This is a genomic window from Sphingopyxis sp. OAS728 (genome assembly GCF_014873485.1).
Taxonomy (GTDB): domain Bacteria; phylum Pseudomonadota; class Alphaproteobacteria; order Sphingomonadales; family Sphingomonadaceae; genus Sphingopyxis.
On record NZ_JADBDT010000001.1, the window covers coordinates 1544155 to 1561854 of the forward strand.

General features: G+C 63.6%; 15 protein-coding genes and 1 tRNA gene. 8 read left to right on the forward strand and 8 right to left on the reverse strand.

The window, feature by feature from the left end; translation table 11 throughout:
- Window positions 1-59 precede the first annotated feature (59 nt).
- Genes GGC65_RS07225 through GGC65_RS07240 form a run of 4 tightly spaced genes read right to left on the reverse strand, consistent with a single transcriptional unit; the run spans window position 60 to window position 3208 of the window.
- Window positions 60-599: a hypothetical protein gene (locus GGC65_RS07225; RefSeq protein WP_192646532.1), complete on the reverse strand. Its 540-nt coding sequence runs from the start codon at window positions 597-599 to the stop codon at window positions 60-62.
- A 32-nt stretch (window positions 600-631) separates the two neighbouring features.
- Entirely contained in the window at window positions 632-1372 is a 741-nt protein-coding gene (gene fabG, locus GGC65_RS07230) for a 3-oxoacyl-[acyl-carrier-protein] reductase (RefSeq protein ID WP_192646533.1), read from the reverse strand.
- Between the two features lie 24 nt (window positions 1373-1396).
- Window positions 1397-2335, reverse strand: coding sequence for an ACP S-malonyltransferase (gene fabD / locus GGC65_RS07235; protein WP_192646534.1), 939 nt, complete (start codon window positions 2333-2335; stop codon window positions 1397-1399).
- A 45-nt stretch (window positions 2336-2380) separates the two neighbouring features.
- The gene (locus tag GGC65_RS07240) at window positions 2381-3208 is read right to left on the reverse strand and encodes an LD-carboxypeptidase (RefSeq protein ID WP_192646535.1); all 828 of its coding nucleotides are present in this window, start codon (window positions 3206-3208) and stop codon (window positions 2381-2383) included.
- Window positions 3209-3356: 148 nt separating this feature from the next.
- On the opposite strand from GGC65_RS07240, the gene GGC65_RS07245 reads away from it, so the two are divergent.
- The 6 genes from GGC65_RS07245 to GGC65_RS07270 all read left to right on the forward strand — a co-directional run bounded on the left by GGC65_RS07245 (window position 3357) and on the right by GGC65_RS07270 (window position 7943).
- Window positions 3357-4745: a Mur ligase family protein gene (locus tag GGC65_RS07245; protein WP_192646536.1), complete on the forward strand. Its 1389-nt coding sequence runs from the start codon at window positions 3357-3359 to the stop codon at window positions 4743-4745.
- 159 nt (window positions 4746-4904) lie between these two features.
- Window positions 4905-5270 (forward strand): 30S ribosomal protein S6, encoded by a 366-nt coding sequence (gene rpsF, locus GGC65_RS07250; protein ID WP_037517585.1) that lies wholly within the window; start codon window positions 4905-4907, stop codon window positions 5268-5270.
- An 11-nt stretch (window positions 5271-5281) separates the two neighbouring features.
- A complete protein-coding gene (gene rpsR / locus GGC65_RS07255; RefSeq protein ID WP_037517582.1) occupies window positions 5282-5506 on the forward strand; it encodes a 30S ribosomal protein S18 in 225 nt (74 codons plus the stop codon).
- A 13-nt stretch (window positions 5507-5519) separates the two neighbouring features.
- Window positions 5520-6146, forward strand: a complete 627-nt coding sequence (gene rplI / locus GGC65_RS07260; RefSeq protein WP_192646537.1) for a 50S ribosomal protein L9 — start codon at window positions 5520-5522, stop codon at window positions 6144-6146.
- Between the two features lie 94 nt (window positions 6147-6240).
- A complete protein-coding gene (locus GGC65_RS07265) occupies window positions 6241-7278 on the forward strand; it encodes a hypothetical protein (protein ID WP_192646538.1) in 1038 nt (345 codons plus the stop codon).
- 8 nt (window positions 7279-7286) lie between these two features.
- The gene (locus GGC65_RS07270) at window positions 7287-7943 is read left to right on the forward strand and encodes a Fe2+-dependent dioxygenase (RefSeq protein WP_192646539.1); all 657 of its coding nucleotides are present in this window, start codon (window positions 7287-7289) and stop codon (window positions 7941-7943) included.
- A gap of 13 nt (window positions 7944-7956) precedes the next feature.
- On the opposite strand, the gene folE is transcribed toward GGC65_RS07270, so the two are convergent.
- Complete coding sequence (folE, locus tag GGC65_RS07275) at window positions 7957-8559, reverse strand: GTP cyclohydrolase I FolE (protein ID WP_192646540.1); 603 nt, start codon at window positions 8557-8559, stop codon at window positions 7957-7959.
- 435 nt (window positions 8560-8994) lie between these two features.
- Here folE and GGC65_RS07280 point away from each other — a divergent pair, with 435 nt between their 5' ends.
- Window positions 8995-12003, forward strand: a complete 3009-nt coding sequence (locus tag GGC65_RS07280; RefSeq protein ID WP_192646541.1) for a TonB-dependent receptor — start codon at window positions 8995-8997, stop codon at window positions 12001-12003.
- Window positions 12004-12126: 123 nt separating this feature from the next.
- Here GGC65_RS07280 and GGC65_RS07285 read toward each other — a convergent pair whose 3' ends face one another.
- Window positions 12127-14700 (reverse strand): TonB-dependent receptor, encoded by a 2574-nt coding sequence (locus GGC65_RS07285; protein ID WP_192646542.1) that lies wholly within the window; start codon window positions 14698-14700, stop codon window positions 12127-12129.
- A gap of 244 nt (window positions 14701-14944) precedes the next feature.
- Between GGC65_RS07285 and GGC65_RS07290 the strand changes: the two genes are divergently transcribed.
- Window positions 14945-16450 (forward strand): lipopolysaccharide biosynthesis protein, encoded by a 1506-nt coding sequence (locus GGC65_RS07290; protein WP_192649438.1) that lies wholly within the window; start codon window positions 14945-14947, stop codon window positions 16448-16450.
- Here the strand turns inward: GGC65_RS07290 and GGC65_RS07295 are convergent.
- Both GGC65_RS07295 and GGC65_RS07300 read right to left on the reverse strand, forming a co-directional pair.
- On the reverse strand, window positions 16447-17367 hold the full coding sequence (locus GGC65_RS07295) for a hypothetical protein (protein WP_192646543.1): 921 nt from the start codon (window positions 17365-17367) through the stop codon (window positions 16447-16449). The genes GGC65_RS07290 and GGC65_RS07295 overlap by 4 nt on opposite strands.
- A gap of 162 nt (window positions 17368-17529) precedes the next feature.
- Window positions 17530-17605 (reverse strand) — tRNA-Phe (locus tag GGC65_RS07300).
- Between the last annotated feature and the right edge of the window lie 95 nt (window positions 17606-17700).

Here is a 17700-nt window from a genome sequence, read left to right on the forward strand (position 1 = left end):
CCTCTCTCCGCTCGTCCCGGCGGCCGGGTCCGGTTTCACCGGGCCCGGCCTGTCGCGGTTCAGAAGGGCAGTTGCTTGCGCTTGTTCCAATAGATCGAGGTGGCGGCCGCATAGGCGCCGACCTTTTCCCACACCGCACCGTCGATCTTGTCGATGTCGACGCCGCTCTCGATATAGGCTTGGACGATCTTCATGACCTGCTCTTCGGTCATGTCGCCCGACAGATCGGGGTTTGCCCCGGTCGGGCCGAAATCGAGCGCCTTGTCGACCACGGCGGGCGCCAGGTCGAGCCGTCCGATATCCGCCGCGAGCCACTCGCGCGAAATCCGCGCGAGGCTGTAGTCGAAGTAAATGCCCTTCTGCTCGTCGGTGATACCGTGACGCGCGACGCACGCGTCGGTCACGGCCCCCAGATCCTTGAACAGCGCCTCGCGTGAAGCCACATCGCCGCCGCCCGCCATCGCGTCACCGATCGATGCCCGCGTTTCACTCGGGATCGACGCGATGACGCAATCGAACTTCTCGCCTTCCTGCGCCGATGCGATGCCCGGCAGCGCCGAACACGCCAGCATCGCCGCAGCCATCAAAGTCCTGAACATCGGCGAATCCTTCACGCTCGAGAGATCGACCCTCAGGACAGCATGGCCATCCCGCCGTTCACATGCAACGTCTGCCCGGTGACATAGCCCGCCTCTTTCGACGCGAGATAGACGACGGCCGCGGCGATATCGCTACCCTCACCCATCCGGCCCGCCGGGATGCGCTGGTTCAGCGCTTCCTTCTGTGCGTCGGGCAGGTCGTCGGTCATCGCGGTCGCGATGAAGCCCGGCGCAACACAATTGGCGGTGACGCCGCGGCTCGCAAGTTCCTGCGCCAACGCCTTGGTCATGCCGGTGACGCCCGCCTTCGACGCGGCATAATTGGCCTGCCCCGGGTTGCCGGTCGCGCCGACGACGCTGGTGATCGAGATGATACGGCCGAAGCGCGCCTTCATCATCGGCTTCGCAGCGGCGCGCGCGAGACGGAAATTGGCTTCGAGGTTGATGCGGATGACATCCATCCACTCCTCATCCTTCATCCGCATGATCAGATTGTCGCGCGTCACGCCGGCGTTGTTGACGAGAATATCGAGTTGGCTCAGCGCTTCGACCGCCGACGGCACGAGCGCGTCGACCGCGGCACCGTCGCCAAGGTTGCACGGCAAGGCTACATGATCGCCGCCGAGCGTATCGCGAAAGGCATTGAGCTTGTCCGCATTGGAGCCCGAGACCGCGAGACGTGCGCCCTGCGCCGCAAGCGCCTGCGCGATGGCCGAACCGATACCGCCCGAAGCGCCGGTGACGAGGGCGGTCATGCCGGTAAGATCGAACATCTGAGTTTCTCCTGAATCTGGTAATTAGAGCGACTTGAGCAACGCTTCGATGTCATCCATCGAAATCACGCTGATCGTCTCGACTTCGCCCGACGCGCTGCGCTTGACCATTGGCGACAGGACCTTGCCGCCGAATTCGACGAAGTGCGCGACGCCGATATCCTCCATCGACGCAACGCTTTCGCGCCAGCGGACGCGGCCGGTGACCTGGCTCACGAGCAGGTCTCGGATCGTGTCGGGGTCGCTCACCGGGCTGGCTGTGACATTGGCGACAACGGGGACCAGCGGGGCCGCCGGCGGGTTCGCACCGAGCGCCTCGGCCATCGCATCGGCGGCGGGCTGCATCAGCGGGCAGTGAAAAGGCGCCGACACCGGCAGCAGCACACCGCGCTTGATGCCAAAATCCTTGACCAGCGCGACCGCGCGCTCGACCGCGCCCTTGTGGCCCGAGATCACGACCTGCGACGGGTCATTGTCGTTGGCGACGGTGCAGATTTCGCCGTCGGCGGCGGCATCGGCAAGCTTCTGCGCTGTCTCTATATCGGCGCCGAGCAGCGCCGCCATCGCGCCGATGCCGACGGGCACCGCCGCCTGCATCGCCTGCCCGCGCGTCTTCAAAAGGCGCGCGGTGGTCGCAAGGTCGAATGCTCCCGCGGCGCAGAGCGCGGTATATTCGCCGAGGCTGTGGCCCGCGACATAATCGGCCTTGGCCGACAGCGTCACGCCGCCTTCCTTCTCGAGCACGCGCAGCGTCGCGATCGCGTTCGCCATGATCGCGGGCTGGGCATTTTCGGTAAGGACCAGCTGGTCCTCGGGACCTTCGCTCATCAGCTGGAACAGCTTCTGGCCGAGCGCGTCGTCGACCTCCTGAAACACTTCGCGTGCGACCGGCGAGGCGTCGGAAAGCGCCTTGCCCATGCCGACTGCCTGGCTGCCCTGACCCGGAAAGATGAATGCGCGCATATTGCGTCCCCTAGCGTAATTTTGAATTGGGCCGCGCCTATTCCTTCACCCCGCGCGATGCAAGCCGAAGGGCACGACCTTGTTCGCCGCGTCGTGGCCGATGTCCGCCCGGCCGAGCCACGCGATGCCGGCACGCGCACACCAGCCCTGCGCGATTTCTTCGGCTTCCATGCCGAATGGACGGTCGTTTTCGCGAATGTCGCTGAAGCGCCCCAGCCGCAGCCCCGCAAGCCCGCGCGGCCCCAGATAGCCGGTGACATGGAAGAAGGCGCGGTCGAAGGCGTAGAGATATTCGCTGACCTCCTCGATCAGCAGGACATGGCCCGAAAGATCGGGTTCGAGCGGGGTGCCAAGCAGCATCGACAGCGTCATCAGGTTGAACGCCGCATTGCGCGCGCCATGCTGCAAGCCCGGCTCGCACGCCCCCGGATCGCGCGCGACGAGCCAGTCGAGCGCGCGGAGCACCGCGGCGTCGCCGCCGTCACGGCGGATATCGGCAACCATCGGACCATGCGCGACATGGTCGAAGCCTTCGCGGTAGAGGGCGCCGAGCAGATTGCCCTGATCCGAATAGCCGAGAAACGTCTTGCCCCGCGCCACGTCGGTCATCGCCGCCACCGCATCCTCGGCGATCCGGCATGCGCCATAGCCGCCACGCGCGAACCAGACCGCGTCGATATCGGGGCGGTTCGCCATTTCGACGAGCGCGGCGAAACGATGCCCGTCCTCTCCCGCGAAATGGCCGTGCGTCGCGAAGCATTGCGGGTCGAAAACCAGCTCGACGTCGGGATAGCCGAGGCTGGCGAGCGCGCGCACCGCCTCGGCATCGTCTGGCAGGATCGGGGTCGACGGGGCTACTATTCCTATACGCATGAGCCCCCTTATCCGCTCGCATCGAGCGAAGTCGAGATGCCTCTCGGCCTCACGTTATTCCAACGGGTGTCTCGACTTCGCTCGACACGAGCGGAAATCGGGGCGAGTGCCGGTTGCAAACCCATGATCAAAGCCATATCGCGCCGCGATGGCCGAAAACAAATCCTATTTCTTCTGCGGCATCGGCGGGTCAGGTATGTTGCCGCTCGCGATGATCGTTGCGGCGCGCGGCGCAGCGGTTTCGGGTTCGGACCGCAGCCGCGACCAGGGCCGGACGCCCGAAAAATTCGCCTGGCTCGAAAGCCAGGGCATCGCCTTTTATCCGCAGGACGGCAGCGGGCCGCGCATGGGCCAGATTCTCGTCGCATCGGCGGCGATCGAGGATAGCGTTCCCGATATCGCCGCCGCCAACGCCCTCGCCCTGCCGCGCATGACGCGCGCCGACCTCAACGCCGCGCTGTTCAACGATGCCGACAGCGCGATCGGCGTCGGCGGGACGAGCGGCAAATCGACCGTCACCGGGATGATCGGCTGGATCCTCGAAAACACGGGCCGCAAGCCGACGGTGATGAACGGCGCCGTAATGCGCAATTTCTCGGGCGACGACCGCCCCTTTGCCAGCGCGCTCGTCGGCGATGCCGCCATCTATGTCAGCGAGGTCGACGAAAGCGACGGGTCGATCGCGCTTTATCGCCCCGATGTCGCGGTCGTCACCAACATCAGCCTCGATCACAAGAGCCTCGAAGAACTGCACCGGCTGTTCGGTGATTTTGCCGCGAAAGCGCGCGTCGCGGTGATCAACGCCGACGATCCCGAATCCGCGCCGTTGATGCGCGGCGGCAATGCTCTGAGCTTCGGTTTCAGCGACCCCGCGACGGTGCGCGGCAGCGATTTCGAAGCGCTGCCCGACGGTTGCCGCTTTGCGGCGAACGTCGACGGCTACCGCTACGAGATACGTCTTCGCATGCCGGGGCGTCACAACGCCGCCAACGCCCTCGCCGCGATCGCCGCCGCACGCGCGGTCGATATCCCGGTTGCCGAGGCGGTCAACGCGCTGGCGAGCTTCGCCGGTCTCGCACGCCGTTACGAGGTACTGGGTCAGGCGAACGACGTCACCGTCATCGACGATTTTGCGCACAATCCCGACAAGGTCGCCGCGACGCTGGCCGCGGTCGCCGAACTGCCCGGCCGTGCGCTGTTTTTTTTCCAGCCGCACGGTTACGGTCCGCTGCGCCAGATGGGCAAGGAACTGGCGGCGAGCTTTGCAAAGGGAATGCGCGACGACGACAAGCTTTTCGTCTGCGACCCGGTCTATTTCGGCGGCACGGTCGACCGCAGTATCGGCAGCGAGGTACTGGTCGCCGATATCGTCGCGGGCGGCGCTGATGCAGTCCACCTGACCACCCGAGCCAATTGCGGCGCCGCGATACTCGACGAAGCGAAAGCAGGCGACCGCATCCTCATCCTCGGCGCGCGCGACGACACGCTCACCGAATTCGGCCGCGAACTGTTGGAAAAGCTCGCCCTCCGCGCTTGATTTCCTCCCGCGAATCTGTATAGGCGCGCTCATTCGGGGCGAGGCCTTGTGCCGTTCGCCCCGTTTGCTTTGCATCAATCCGCAAAGCCGGACGACAGCCGGAGGGGTTTCGCGATTGGCGCGAAATCAGCGATCGGCCAAATCGAAGGAAGCGCGACCATGCCGTTTTACGAGCATGTCTTTATCGCGCGTCAGGACCTGAGCCAGGCTCAGGTCGACGCGCTGGCGGAAACCGTCACCAACGTCATCGGCGAATATAAGGGCACGGTTCACAAGACCGAGACCTGGGGCCTCAAGCAGCTCGCCTACAAGATCCAGAAGAACCGCAAGGGTCACTATGTGATGCTGTCGGCCGAAGTGTCGGGCGAAGCGATCGCAGAGATCGAGCGTCAGGCTGCGATCAACGAAGATATCATCCGCTGGCTCACCATCAAGGTCGATGAACTCGAAAAGGGTCCGTCGGTGATGATGCGCAAGCAGGAACGTCGTGGCGGCCGCGGCCGTGACCGCGACGGCGAAGAATAAGGATAACGATCATGGCACGACCCTTTTTCCGCCGCCGCAAGACCTGCCCCTTCAGCCAGAAGGACGCACCGGTCATCGATTACAAGGACGTCCGCCTGCTCCAGGGTTACCTGTCGGAGCGCGGCAAGATCGTCCCGTCGCGGATCACCGCGGTGTCCACCAAGAAGCAGCGTGAGCTGGCGAAGGCGATCAAGCGCTCGCGCCACATCGGCCTGCTCCCCTACATTGTGAAGTAAGGAGGGCGGACCGATGGAAATCATCCTGCTCGAACGTATCGAGAAACTGGGCGGTATCGGCGACGTCGTCACCGTCAAGAACGGCTTTGCCCGTAACTACCTGCTGCCGAACAACAAGGCGCTCCGTGCGAACGAAGCGAACCGCAAGCTGTTCGAAGCCAATCGTTCGAAGATCGAGGCCGACAACGCCGAGCGTCGTACCGACGCCGAAGGCCGCGCCAAGGACATCGACGGCAAGCAGGTCGTCCTGATCCGTCAGGCATCGAACACCGGCCAGCTTTACGGCTCGGTCTCGGTGCGCGACATCGTCGACGCGCTGGTCGAGGACGGCGCCGCGAACATCACCAAGTCGATGGTCGAGCTTGAGCGCCCGATCAAGTCGCTGGGCCTTTTCGAGGTCAAGGTGAAGCTGCACCCCGAGGTCGTCGTGACCGTCGGCGTCAACGTCGCGCGCTCGCCCGACGAAGCCGAAATGCAGAAGCAGGGCATCGACGTCATCGCGGCGATGTTCGAGGAAGAACAGGCCGAAGCCGTTGCTTCGGCGCTGGAACCCGACAGCGAAGACGAATTCGAAGACGCCACGCCGCCTTCGGAACTCGCTGCCGAAGCTCCGGCTGCAGACGAAGCCGAAGAAGCGTAGGCTTCCTCTGGCCAAAGCCTTTTGAAAGGGCCGCGTTTCCGAAAGGGAGCGCGGCCCTTTTCTTATGCGCCACCCTTTCCTATGGCGACAGGTGATGGCCAACGATCCTTTCCAGCGCCGCTTTGCCGCCGATGCGAGCCTGTTACCGCATATGGCTGACCTCGCGAACGACCGGATTCTGATCGCGCTGCTGGCCGAGGCCGATTATCGCGCGGCAAGCTTCCTCGACCAGCGGCTGCTCACCGACCGGGTCGGGCGCGAATGGATGGCGTGGAACGCCCTGCCCGACCTCGGCCCGGCTGCGCCGCGGCCCGATTTCATCTTTCATATCGGCCATGTCGGATCGACACTGCTATCGCGCCTGCACGCCGAGATCGGCGAGGTGCTGCCGTTACGTGAGCCGATGCTGCTGCGCACGCTGGCGCAGGTCGCCGAACGGATCGACCGGCCGGAATCACTCTGGTCGCCCGAGCTCTACCGGACGCGGCTCGCGCAGCTGCTCGGCTGGCTTGGCCGCGGTTTCGCGCCGGGCCAGCGCGTGATGGTCAAGGCGTCGAGCGTAATCACGGCGATTGCGGACGACCTGACAGGCGCCAACGGCCGCGCGCTGTTCCTGTACGTCCCGCTCCCCCGCTATATCGAGACAATCGTCGCAGGCGAGGCGTCGATGGCCGAGACGCTGGCCCAGGCCCCGGGCCGCATCGCGCGGCTCGCGGCCCTGCTTCCCGACTTTCCTTTCGCGCTGTGGCAGCTGCCGCCGGTAACGCGCGTCGCCATGAGCTGGCTTTGCGAAATGGCAACGGCGCAACGAATCCTGCCGCGCACCGATCCGCGGTATCTGTGGGTCGATTTCGAGCAGTTTCTGGCCAACCCCGCCGCATCGCTCTCGGCACAGTGCGAGCATTTCGAACTGACCATCGACCCGGCGCGGATCGACGACGTGCTCGCGGGCCCCATCATGCGCCAATATTCGAAGGCGCCCGAGCACGGCTACAGCCCCGATCTACGCCGCGAACTGCAGGTACAGGCAGCGGCCGAACACACCCCCGCGATCGCCGAAGCGATTGCATGGGTTGAAGCGCTCGCGGCACGCTATACAAGCCTCGGCGACCTGCCGATCCGCGGCGCATAGGAATCAGGATGTTCAAGCTCGTCCAGTTGCTCGACGATGGCGCGGTCCGTGCGCTGCGCGAGATCGCCGCCAGCGGCAAGTTCGTCGATGGCAAGATCAGCAACCCGCATTCGACGGTGAAGAACAACCTCCAGCTTCACGATGCCGGCGCCTATGAACGCTCGTCGAAGATCTTGCTCGATGCGATGGTGCAGAACCCCGATTTCATGGGTTTTTCTTTCCCGGCGCGCATCGCGCCGCCATTGATGACGCGCTACACGCCGGGCATGCATTATGGGCTGCACCCCGATGCCGCCTATATCCCGCTGCCCGACGGCCAGCTTCGCACCGATGTCAGCTGCACCGTGTTCCTGAACGATCCCGCCGACTATGACGGCGGCGCGCTGCATGTGCAGCTCGGCAACGCCGATCTTCGCTTCAAGGAGGCGCCGGGGGTTGCCGTCGTCTATCCCTCGCACACGTTGCACGAGGTCGAACCGGTGACGCGCGGCGAGCGGCTCGTGGCGATCACCTTCATCCAGAGCCTGATCCCCGACGTCGCGCACCGTAATTTGATGTACGAACTCAACGAAGTCGCGGCGATCGAGGGCGGCAAGATGGACCCTGCGAATTTCACGCGGCTCCAGGCGGTCCAGTACCAGCTTTTGCGGATGTGGCGGCGCTAAGCGCGGCCCATCCTCAATAACCCATCAGCGCGAGCACTTCCTTGCGGCTGCGCTCGTCGTCGAGGAAGCAGCCGAGCAGGCGGCTGGTCACCATGCCGACGCCGGGGGTGCGCACGCCGCGGCCTGTCATGCAGCCATGCTGCGCGTCGATGACCACTGCGACGCCATGCGGGTGGAGATTGTCCCAGATGCAGCGCGCGACCTCGGCGGTCAGCCGCTCCTGCACCTGCAACCGCCGCGCAAAGCCGTTGAGGACACGCGCAAGCTTGGAGATACCGACGACGCGGTCACGCGGCAGGTAAGCGATCGATGCCTTACCGGTGATCGGCGCCATATGATGTTCGCAGTGCGACTGGAACGGGATATCGCGGAGCAGGACGATCTCGTCATAGCCGCCGACCTCCTGGAAGGTGCGCGACAGATGCAGCGCCGGATCCTCATTATAACCCTGGCAATATTCCTTCCACGCACGCGCGACGCGGCGCGGTGTATCGAGCAGCCCTTCGCGTGCCGGATCGTCGCCCGCCCACTCGATCAGCGTCCGCACGGCGTCGGCGACATGGTCCGGGACGACCACCTTGCCGTCGGGTCCCAATTCGGTCTTGCTGTCGCTCATCGCCCCGCTTTCACTGTTGCCATCTTGTCGCACATTTCGCCTTCCCAGAGCCGATAAGCAAGGCCCGGACAAGAAGAATTTATGCCAGCTGCGCAAGTTTACGTTGCGGAATCTTAGCTTTTTATCATTTCAAAGAGGCGCGGTTTCGCGTCCTTTTTCGGGTCAAACAAGTCACTTGACGCTTTCGTCAACTCGGCGCACCTTCCTTGCTATACAGAACTCGCTCAAGCGGGTCGTATTCCGGAGAGGCTGGCGTTTTCCCCGACGCCAGCGGGAGAGGACGATGACCAGCACAGCTGGCAGGTGGGATACTCAAGGGCACATGGCCATATCGGCCCGGTGCCCTTTGCCATGTCTGGTCGTTTCCCCTCCCCTTACCACAATTTGACGTTGGGCGGCCCCGCATCGCGCGGGATCGAAAAAGGGAGGCTATAGATGAAGTTCAAGGCACTGATCGGAACCTCGATCCTTGCGATGACGGTGGCGACGCCGGCATTTGCGCAGGACGCGGCGGATGAAGTGGAACGCGATGCTTTCGGTGGCGAAATCGTCGTCACGGCGCAGCGCCAGTCGGAACGCCTGCAGGACGTGCCGATCGCCGTCAGCGCCTTCTCGACCGAGGCGCTCGAAGCACAGCAGATCAAGACGCCGTCGGATCTTCAGCTGACCCTGCCCAACGTGACCTTCACCAAGACCAACTTCACCGGCGCCAGCTTCACGATCCGCGGCATCGGCGACCTTTGCGTCGGCACGACCTGCGACAGCGCGACCGCGATCCACCTGAACGGCGACCCGCTGTTTTCGACCCGCCTGTTCGAAACCGAATTCTTTGACCTTGAGCGCGTCGAAGTGCTGCGCGGACCGCAGGGCACGCTGTTCGGGCGCAACGCGACCTCCGGCGTGGTCAACGTGATCACCGCGAAGCCGAAGCTCGGGACGTTCGAAGCAGCCGCCGAAGCCGAATATGGAAATTATGATTCCATGAAGGGCAAGGCGATGGTCAACATCCCGCTCGGCGATACGATGGGTATTCGCGTCGCGGGCATCTACCTCAACCGCGACGGCTATACGAAGAATACCTTCCTCGACACGCGCATCGACGACCGTGACCTTTATTCGGTCCGCGGTTCGTTCCGCTGGGAGCCCTCGCCCGACACGACGATCGACCTGCTCGCCTCCTATTTCCGCGAGAAGGACCAGCGCACGCGTATCCAGAAACAGCTTTGCCAGCGCGACCCGACCGGCATCCTCGGCTGTTTGAACAGCCGCCTCGACAATTCGCCCTTCAACGGCAATGCGACCTTCACCGCGGCGCTGACCTCACGCGAATTCCTTGCGATCCGCGGCATCCCCCAGGCCTTTGCGCTCGGTAGCCTCTATGGCCCCGACGTCTATGCGAACACGACGATCCCGTCGGACCCGCGGACGGTGAACACGGCCTATACGCCGAGCTATTTCACCAGCGAACTGACGCTGCAGGGACAGATCGAGCATAATTTCGGGCCGGTGTCGCTGCAGGTGTCGGGCCAGTATCAGAAGGTCAAGCTCGACGCATCGCAGGACTATAACAGCAACGTCGGCAACCGCGCGCTGTATGCGGGTGGGCTTGCAACGTTGCAGGCCGCTGCGAACGGAGCGCTCGGCGCCGCATTCACGCCCTATTTCGCGCCGGTCGCCGCAGCGATCATCCCGAACGGCCCGAACGGCCAGCTCTGTACATCGCTGGCCGAGGAAAGCGGCTATGGCAGCTTTGGCGGCAACAAGATCTGTAGCGATCAGTCGCTGCAGTTCGACCGGTCGAACCAGTATAACAGCAGCTGGTCGGTTGAAAGCATCCTGTCGAGCGACCTCGACGGGCCGTTCAACTTCCTCGTCGGTGGCATCTATGCCGATTACCACCTGACCGAGAACAGCTATTATGTGAACGCCTTCCCGATCGATTATCTGACCGGGGTGCTGGGCGCATTCACCGCGGCGACGAATGCGACCGGCCCGCTGCCGCCGTCGTTCCTCGCTACGCCCTTCTTCCGCAACAACACCGACGACCTGAAGATCAAATCCTACGGCCTGTTCGGTGAAGCCTATTTCGAAGTCAGCGACCGGCTGAAGCTGACCGCAGGCCTGCGCTACAACAACGACAAGAAGAGCGTGACCGCCCGGTCGACGCTGGCCAGCTTCCTCGCGCCACACGCGGGGACGACCGACACCGTCTTCGGCTCGCCCTTCGTCGGGTCGTTCGACGCGGATCCCGGTACGCCGGGCAACCAGATCATCCAGGCGCGTCAGGTGAAATTCAACAAGCTCACCGGCCGCTTCGTGATCGATTTCAAGGTTACCGACGACAATCTGCTCTACGCATCCTACTCGCGCGGCTATAAATCGGGCGGCATCAACCCGCCGCTGCAGCCGATCTTCGAGGTCCCCGAATCGTTCAAGCCCGAGCAGGTCGATGCATTCGAAATCGGGTCGAAGAACACCTTTGGCGGGGGCGCGCTCCAGCTGAACCTGACGGCCTTCTACTACAAGTATAAGGACCTGCAGCTCAGCAAGATCGTTGCACGTACCGCGGTCAACGACAATGTCAGCGCCGACATCTATGGCTTCGAGGCCGAAGCCATCGTCCGGCCGGACCCCGATGTCGTCGTCAACCTTGGCTTCAGCTATCTGCATAGCAAGGTGTCGGACGACAAGTTCACGAGCAACCCGCGCGACTTTGGCGGCGGCCGCAGCGACGCGGTGATCGTTAAGGACATCACCAACGCCGCAAACTGCGCCGTGGCCTCGCGGACCGGCAATGTCGCAGGCATCAATGCGTTCGTGAATCAGGTGAACAACCTGATCAACACCAATCCGGACATCAATCCCGACCCGGCGGTTGTAACGCGCGTCATCCCGGGCGTTCAGCCCGGCGCGAACCTGCAGGGGACGACGGCTTTCCCGTCGGATGGCGGCATCGCCTCGACGGGCGCATTCGGGATCTGCGACGTGCTCAGCGCCGCGGCCGCTGGTGCCTTCTCGCCGCTCGGGCTCAACCCGACGACCTTTGGCGGGGTCGAATATTTCTCCGCCGGTGTTCCGGTCAACATCAAGGGCAACCAGTTGCCGCAAGCGCCGAACTACAAGTTCAGCGCGGGCATCCAGTACACGGCGCGTATGGGCGATATGTCGCTCGTTCCGCGCGTCGACCTTGCCTATACCGGTGAAAGCTATGGCAGCATCTTCAACGGCAATGTGAACCGCATCAAGGGCTATGCCCAGGTCAATGCCCAGCTGCAGCTCAACGGCCGTGACGACAAATGGTATGTGAAGGGGTTCATCCAGAACGTCTTCGACGCCAACAGCGTCACGGGCCTCTACATCACCGACCAGTCGTCGGGTAACTATACCAACATCTTCACCCTCGAACCGCGCCGCTATGGCATCGCGGCCGGCGTGAAGTTCTAAGTCACCCGGCGGCAACGCCAGCAAAAAACCCCGGCCTCTCCATCGAGAGGCCGGGGTTTCTTTTTGCCTTCTGTCCAGGCCCCCGCGCTTAAGAGACGCCAGAGGCTCCGGTCAGCGCACCGATCAGAACTTGGCGCGCAGCTTCACGCCATAGAGCCGCGGCGGCGCCGGATAGACCGCGAAGCTCGCGCTCTGTTCCGGGATCGGGAACGAGGTGATGTTGTAATATTTGTTGAACAGGTTCTCGACGTAGAATTCGACCGCGTAATTCTGGTCGGGACCGAAGTTGAGCCCCGCCCGTGCGTTGACGATCGAATAGCCATCGTTGGTCGTGAACGGCACCGCGACCGGATCGTTGATCGTGTTCGCGTCGCTGTTCATGCGCCAGTCGACATGCACCAGGCCGCCGACATTGCTGCTGATCTGCGGGGTCCAGGTGACCGCACCCGTGACCACATGCTTCGGCGAATTGGTCAGCGGCATGCCATTGTCCACGCCGGCCACCGGATCCTTCACTTCGGTATCGACATAGGAATAGCCGAGCGTGAAGTTGAGGTTCGGGGCCGGGCGAATGACCGATTCAAGCTCGACGCCCTGCGCAACGACCTTGTCGAAATTCTGGACGACGAAGTTGTTCCCTTCGAAGGCCAGGTTCTGATAGCCCTTGAGCTCGGTGTAGAAGAGGTTCGCGTTGAACTGGAACGCCGAGCTGAAATCGGTTTTCACGCCGACTTCGTAGGAATCGACGTCCTCGTTGCCGAATTCGAGGTCCGAAGCCTGCGCGCCGTTGCCGCCGAGGAAGGCGGTGTCGAACGAACCGCGGTCGAGGTTGTAACCGCCCGACTTGTAGCCACGGTCATAACCGCCATAGACCATCACGCGATCGTCGAGCTTGATCGACAGCTTGGCGGTGCCGGTCAGCTTGCTCTCGCTGCGCTTGTCGCGATAAATCCCGTTGAATTCGGGGTTCACCACGGGGTTGCAGACGAGGTTGAAGATCGCATTGCCAAGGCCCGACGGCAGGCCCTGCAGCGCCTGACGATAGAGGGCATAGCGGGGACCCTGCAGCGTCGAGCAGCCCGGCAGGTTCGACTGCAGGTTGGCGTTCAGCTTCTTCGTTTCATGATTGTAGCGCAGACCGAGGGTCAGCGAGACATTGTCGTTGAAGTCGATGATGTTGTGCGTGAACAGCGCAAAGGCTTCGGTGTTGACGCGATACGCGTCGCCGATCTGGCCCTGTCCGGCCTGCGGCGCGGGCAGCGGCGTCAGGAAGGTGTCGAGCACGCCGGCTTGTGCGGCGGCGGCCGCAAGCTGCGGGTTCGACGCAAGCAGCACCTGACCGACCAGCGGCGAATTCGGGATCGACTGGAAAATCTGGAAACCCGTCGGTCCGGGCACCGCGGAATCGGTCAGCGCGTTGATGAAGGCGTCGACATATTGCGCGCCCTGCGTGCCGAAACGCGTGCGTTCGGTATATTTCAGCTTTTCGTTGAGGTAGAAGCCACCGATCAGCCAGTCGACATGATCGTCGAAGGCCGTACCCTTGAGCCGGACTTCCTGCGTGAAATCGCGCATGTTGATCGGCATATTTTCGCGATAGGCGCGGTCGATGCCCGAGAAATCGACATCCATGCCGCGGATCGCCTTCCAGTCGCGATATGCGGTGATCGAGGTCAGCTCGACGCCGCCGAGATCCCAGTCGAGCTGGCCCGACACGCCCCATTCGCGCATCTTTTCGGTAAGGTCGCGGTTCGGCGAATAAGCGACTTCGCGATCCTTGGGGTTAAACGGCGTCACGATGCCGGTCAGGCCATTGGCAGCCGCCAGCCCTTGAATGACCGCGCTCGCGGCAAAGGCCGGCGTGCCCGGCTGCGCAAAGCCCGAGTTGGTGTTGAGCGCGCCGCAGCACTGCTCGTCGGTCTTGGCATAATCGGCGATCAGGCGGAACGAAACATCGTCCTTTTCGAACAAGGCCTGACCGCGCACCGACCAGCGGTCGAGGTTGTTGAAGGCGCGATCGCTGTTCACATCTTTGATATAGCCGTCACGCTTGTGATAGCCGCCGTCGAGCCGCAGCGCGAAGGTTTCGGATACCGGGCCGGTGACGCCGGCCTTCAGCTCGATCTCGTCGAGATTGCCATAGCTCGCCTCGGCATAGCCGCCGAAGTTAAAGCTCGGCTTCTGCGTGACGATGTTGAGCGCCCCTGCCGACGTGTTGCGGCCGAACAGCGTGCCCTGCGGCCCGCGCAACACTTCGACGCGATCGATCGGCGGCAGGTCGGCGAGGGCGAGACCGGCACGAGCGCGGAAAACGCCGTCGACGAAGACGCCGACCGACGGTTCGAAGCCGGGGTTGTCGCCCGCCGTACCGATACCGCGGATGCGAAGCACCACGCCACTCGCCGACGACTGGCCGGTCGTGGCCTGGAAGCTCGGTGCGATCTGGCGAAGGCCACGAATATCGCTGATACCCGAATTTTCGAGCTGCTCGCCGCCAACCACATTGACCGCGATCGGAATATCCTGCGAACGCTGCGCGCGGCCCGTCGCGGTGACGATGATGTCGTTGCCATAATCGGTGTCGTCGGTCGCGGTCGCCGCATCATCGGCGGGGGCAGCGTCCTGGGCGAAGGCCATAGCGGGGGTGGTGGCAGCACACAGCATGGTGGCGCCCAACAAAATGTTGCGCAAAGTCATGATAATCTCTCTCTCCAAAACCCACCGAGGCGCAGCCAAAGGCTTATCGGGAGATGCCCGGCAGTGAATGGCCGGTCTAACGCACCGCCCCGCCGCGTCAACGCGCACGCGCGCGAGACTGCCGATTTTCCATCGATTCGTGACTAAATAGCAACAGTTTACGTTACGGCCCCGCGATGAGGCGCACGCGCAATGCTTTGCCAACGAATAGTTGCTAAGGCTGATCGCCATGTCAGGTCGCGCAATGCCCCCGGAAACCTCAATTGGTCCAGACACGCCACTTGCGCCCGATTTCGGCCAGCAGGTCCGCCGTGCGGTGATCTGGCGTTCCGGATCGCAGATCGCGGGCCAGGTCATCGCCTGGGCCTCGACCTTCCTCGTCATCCGCATCCTGACGCCCGAGGATTATGGGCTGTTTGCGCTAACCCAGGTGCTGCTGATGCTCTTCACCTTGCTCAACGGCTACGGCCTCGCGAGCGCGGCGATCCAACGCGACAAGGTCAGTCCGCACGAGCTCAGGCAGATTTTCGGACTGATGCTGCTGCTCAACGGCGCGCTAGCGCTCGCGCAAATCCTCTGCGCGCCGCTCGCCGCCGCCTATTACCGCCAACCGATGGTCGCCGACCTCCTGCGCGTGCAATCGCTGATCTATCTCACCATCCCCTTCTCGGCCCTCGCCTATGCCCAATTGGCGCGGTCGATGGAGTTTCAGCGTCAGGCGCAGGTCAATCTGGTCTCGGCGCTGATCGGCGCCGGCGTGGCGCTCGGCGGCGCACTGGCGGGCTGGGGCGTATGGGCGCTGGTATGGGCGCCGATCGCCATGTTCGCGGCGCGCGCGCTGGGACTGACGATCGCGGCGCGCAGCTGGATGTGGCCGAGCTTCGACTTCCGCGGCGCGGGTTCGATCGCGCGCTACGGCGGGCTGATGGCGGTCGGGCAATTCTTCGGTTTCTTGCAGAGTCAGGCGGACATATTGGTCGCGGGCCGCTGGTTCGACGCGCATCTGGTCGGCATCTACACGACGGCGCTACTGCTGACGCAGATATTCAACAACAAGGTGGTACCGCCGCTCAACGAGGTGGCCTTTGCCGCCTATGCGCGGATGCAGAATGACCGGCCCGCGCTGACTGCGGGCTTCACACGCTCGACGCGCGCAATCATGGTCGCGGCGATGCCCTTTTTCTTCGGCCTCGCCGCGGTGGCCGAGCCGCTCGTGCTCACCCTGCTCGGCGAAAAATGGCGCGAGATCGTGCCGCTGCTCCTGCCGCTGGCGCTCGCCATGCCCTTCTGGACGCTGTTCACCCTGCTCCGGCCCGCGACCGACGCGCTCGGCCGTCCGGGCATCGCGTCGGGCAACGCCGCCGCCGGCGCGTTGCTGATGCCGGTCGTGTTCGTCGTCGGCGCGCAATGGGGCATTATCGGTATCGCGTGGGCGTGGATGGTCGCCTATCCGCTGTTGCTCGCCTTTGCCGCTGTGCGGTCGTTACCGATCATCGGGATCGGGTCGATCGACCTGATCCGCGCCGTCGCGCCGCCGGTCCTCGCCGCAGCGGCCATGGCCGCTGCGGTGATGCTGGTCGACCGCGTGCTTCCCGCGATGCCGCAGATATTGCGGCTGGCGACGCTCGTCGCGACGGGAGGCCCGATCTATTGCCTGTGGCTGTTCCTGTTCGCACGCGAGACGGTGCGCGACCTGATCTCCATGGTGCGCGGCCGGCGTATGCCGACCGACGCGGAAGCGGCCGCCTAAGTCCGGCCCAGCGCAGCGATCGCCGCGCGCGTCGCGTCGATATAGGCGCTGCCGCTGAAACGATAGCTGCCGATGAAATGAACGAAGCGCGCGTCGGCGGGTACGCCTTCATCCCAGAAATTGAGATAATGGTCATAGGGCAGCAGCAAGGCATCGGGCTCGTTGGCGATGACCATGTTCGAGGTCACCTGTTCGCTGCCCCACCGCGACCAGCGTTCCATCCCGAGCAAGCGTTCGGCTTCGATCGAAAAGGCCTCGGCAAGTACGCGACCATCGCCGCCGCGCGCGAATCCGGCGAAGCCCGAACATCCCCGCACGTACAGCGGATTCGCGAGCATCGGCAACGCAACCCGGTCGAGACCGCTCTCGATCGCACCCTGCACATGCGCATCGGGATTGAACAGGAAGGCCGCGTCATCGGTCTTTTCTGCCATTTCGGCAAAGGACAACAGTCGCGAATCCGGGTCGCCGCGCAATGTGAAGCTGCGATTCTGTGCAATTGCGGCCGCGATCTCGGGCACGTCGCCCAGCGCGACGGTGTCCGAATCGAGCTGGATCACATAATCATTCGCGCGCATGTCCAATATCGTGAGGAGTCTCTCCCACGTACCACCGCGCGGGCAAGGGCCGGTGTCGACATCCGCGAGCGAAAGGATGCGCGGATTTCCCAGTTGCTTTGCCAATATGCCCCGATCGTCGGCGGTCAATGTGCCGTCGTCGAGGATCACGATGCGCCCGCGTCGAAGCTGCGCATGCAGCGACTTGACCGCGACCAGATAGGGCAGCAGCACCCGCGTGCCGATCATGGAAAACAGCACCAGCCCGTCGTCGGCCGGCACGACCGGCGGGGTGTTCAGCACAGTACGCGCCGCGGCGCGATGCGCGCGCTCCTTCCATAACCGGTTGAGTTTGTTCACGACCCTGTTCATCGCGCGGCCGTAACACGCGTGGCAAATCAATGGTAGTAGCGAAAATCGACGCATTTGCGCCCTTTCAGGACGACCCTTGTCGGCGATATCGGGTGTTCGCGAACGATCGCGATCCGCGTCCGCCGCTCGCCATGTCCAATGTCAGGAAAGTGGTGCCCGGGGACGGGGTCGAACCGCCGACACTGCGATTTTCAATCGCATGCTCTACCAACTGAGCTACCCGGGCACGGCCGCTGCGACCGGTCGGTCGCGCTGGCGAGCGGCGGCTATAGGCAGGGCTTTGCATCCTGTCCAGAGGCTTTATGACGCTCGCTTTCGCGG

What these genes read in the sequence shown, in the direction of transcription:
- GGC65_RS07225 (WP_192646532.1), bottom strand. Translation starts at nt 599, where the DNA reads ATGTTCAGGACTTTGATGGCTGCGGCGATGCTGGCGTGTTCGGCGCTG.
- fabG (WP_192646533.1), bottom strand. Translation starts at nt 1,372, where the DNA reads ATGTTCGATCTTACCGGCATGACCGCCCTCGTCACCGGCGCTTCGGGC.
- fabD (WP_192646534.1), bottom strand. Translation starts at nt 2,335, where the DNA reads ATGCGCGCATTCATCTTTCCGGGTCAGGGCAGCCAGGCAGTCGGCATG.
- GGC65_RS07240 (WP_192646535.1), bottom strand. Translation starts at nt 3,208, where the DNA reads ATGCGTATAGGAATAGTAGCCCCGTCGACCCCGATCCTGCCAGACGAT.
- GGC65_RS07245 (WP_192646536.1), top strand. Translation starts at nt 3,357, where the DNA reads ATGGCCGAAAACAAATCCTATTTCTTCTGCGGCATCGGCGGGTCAGGT.
- rpsF (WP_037517585.1), top strand. Translation starts at nt 4,905, where the DNA reads ATGCCGTTTTACGAGCATGTCTTTATCGCGCGTCAGGACCTGAGCCAG.
- rpsR (WP_037517582.1), top strand. Translation starts at nt 5,282, where the DNA reads ATGGCACGACCCTTTTTCCGCCGCCGCAAGACCTGCCCCTTCAGCCAG.
- rplI (WP_192646537.1), top strand. Translation starts at nt 5,520, where the DNA reads ATGGAAATCATCCTGCTCGAACGTATCGAGAAACTGGGCGGTATCGGC.
- GGC65_RS07265 (WP_192646538.1), top strand. Translation starts at nt 6,241, where the DNA reads ATGGCCAACGATCCTTTCCAGCGCCGCTTTGCCGCCGATGCGAGCCTG.
- GGC65_RS07270 (WP_192646539.1), top strand. Translation starts at nt 7,287, where the DNA reads ATGTTCAAGCTCGTCCAGTTGCTCGACGATGGCGCGGTCCGTGCGCTG.
- folE (WP_192646540.1), bottom strand. Translation starts at nt 8,559, where the DNA reads ATGAGCGACAGCAAGACCGAATTGGGACCCGACGGCAAGGTGGTCGTC.
- GGC65_RS07280 (WP_192646541.1), top strand. Translation starts at nt 8,995, where the DNA reads ATGAAGTTCAAGGCACTGATCGGAACCTCGATCCTTGCGATGACGGTG.
- GGC65_RS07285 (WP_192646542.1), bottom strand. Translation starts at nt 14,700, where the DNA reads ATGACTTTGCGCAACATTTTGTTGGGCGCCACCATGCTGTGTGCTGCC.
- GGC65_RS07290 (WP_192649438.1), top strand. Translation starts at nt 14,945, where the DNA reads ATGCCCCCGGAAACCTCAATTGGTCCAGACACGCCACTTGCGCCCGAT.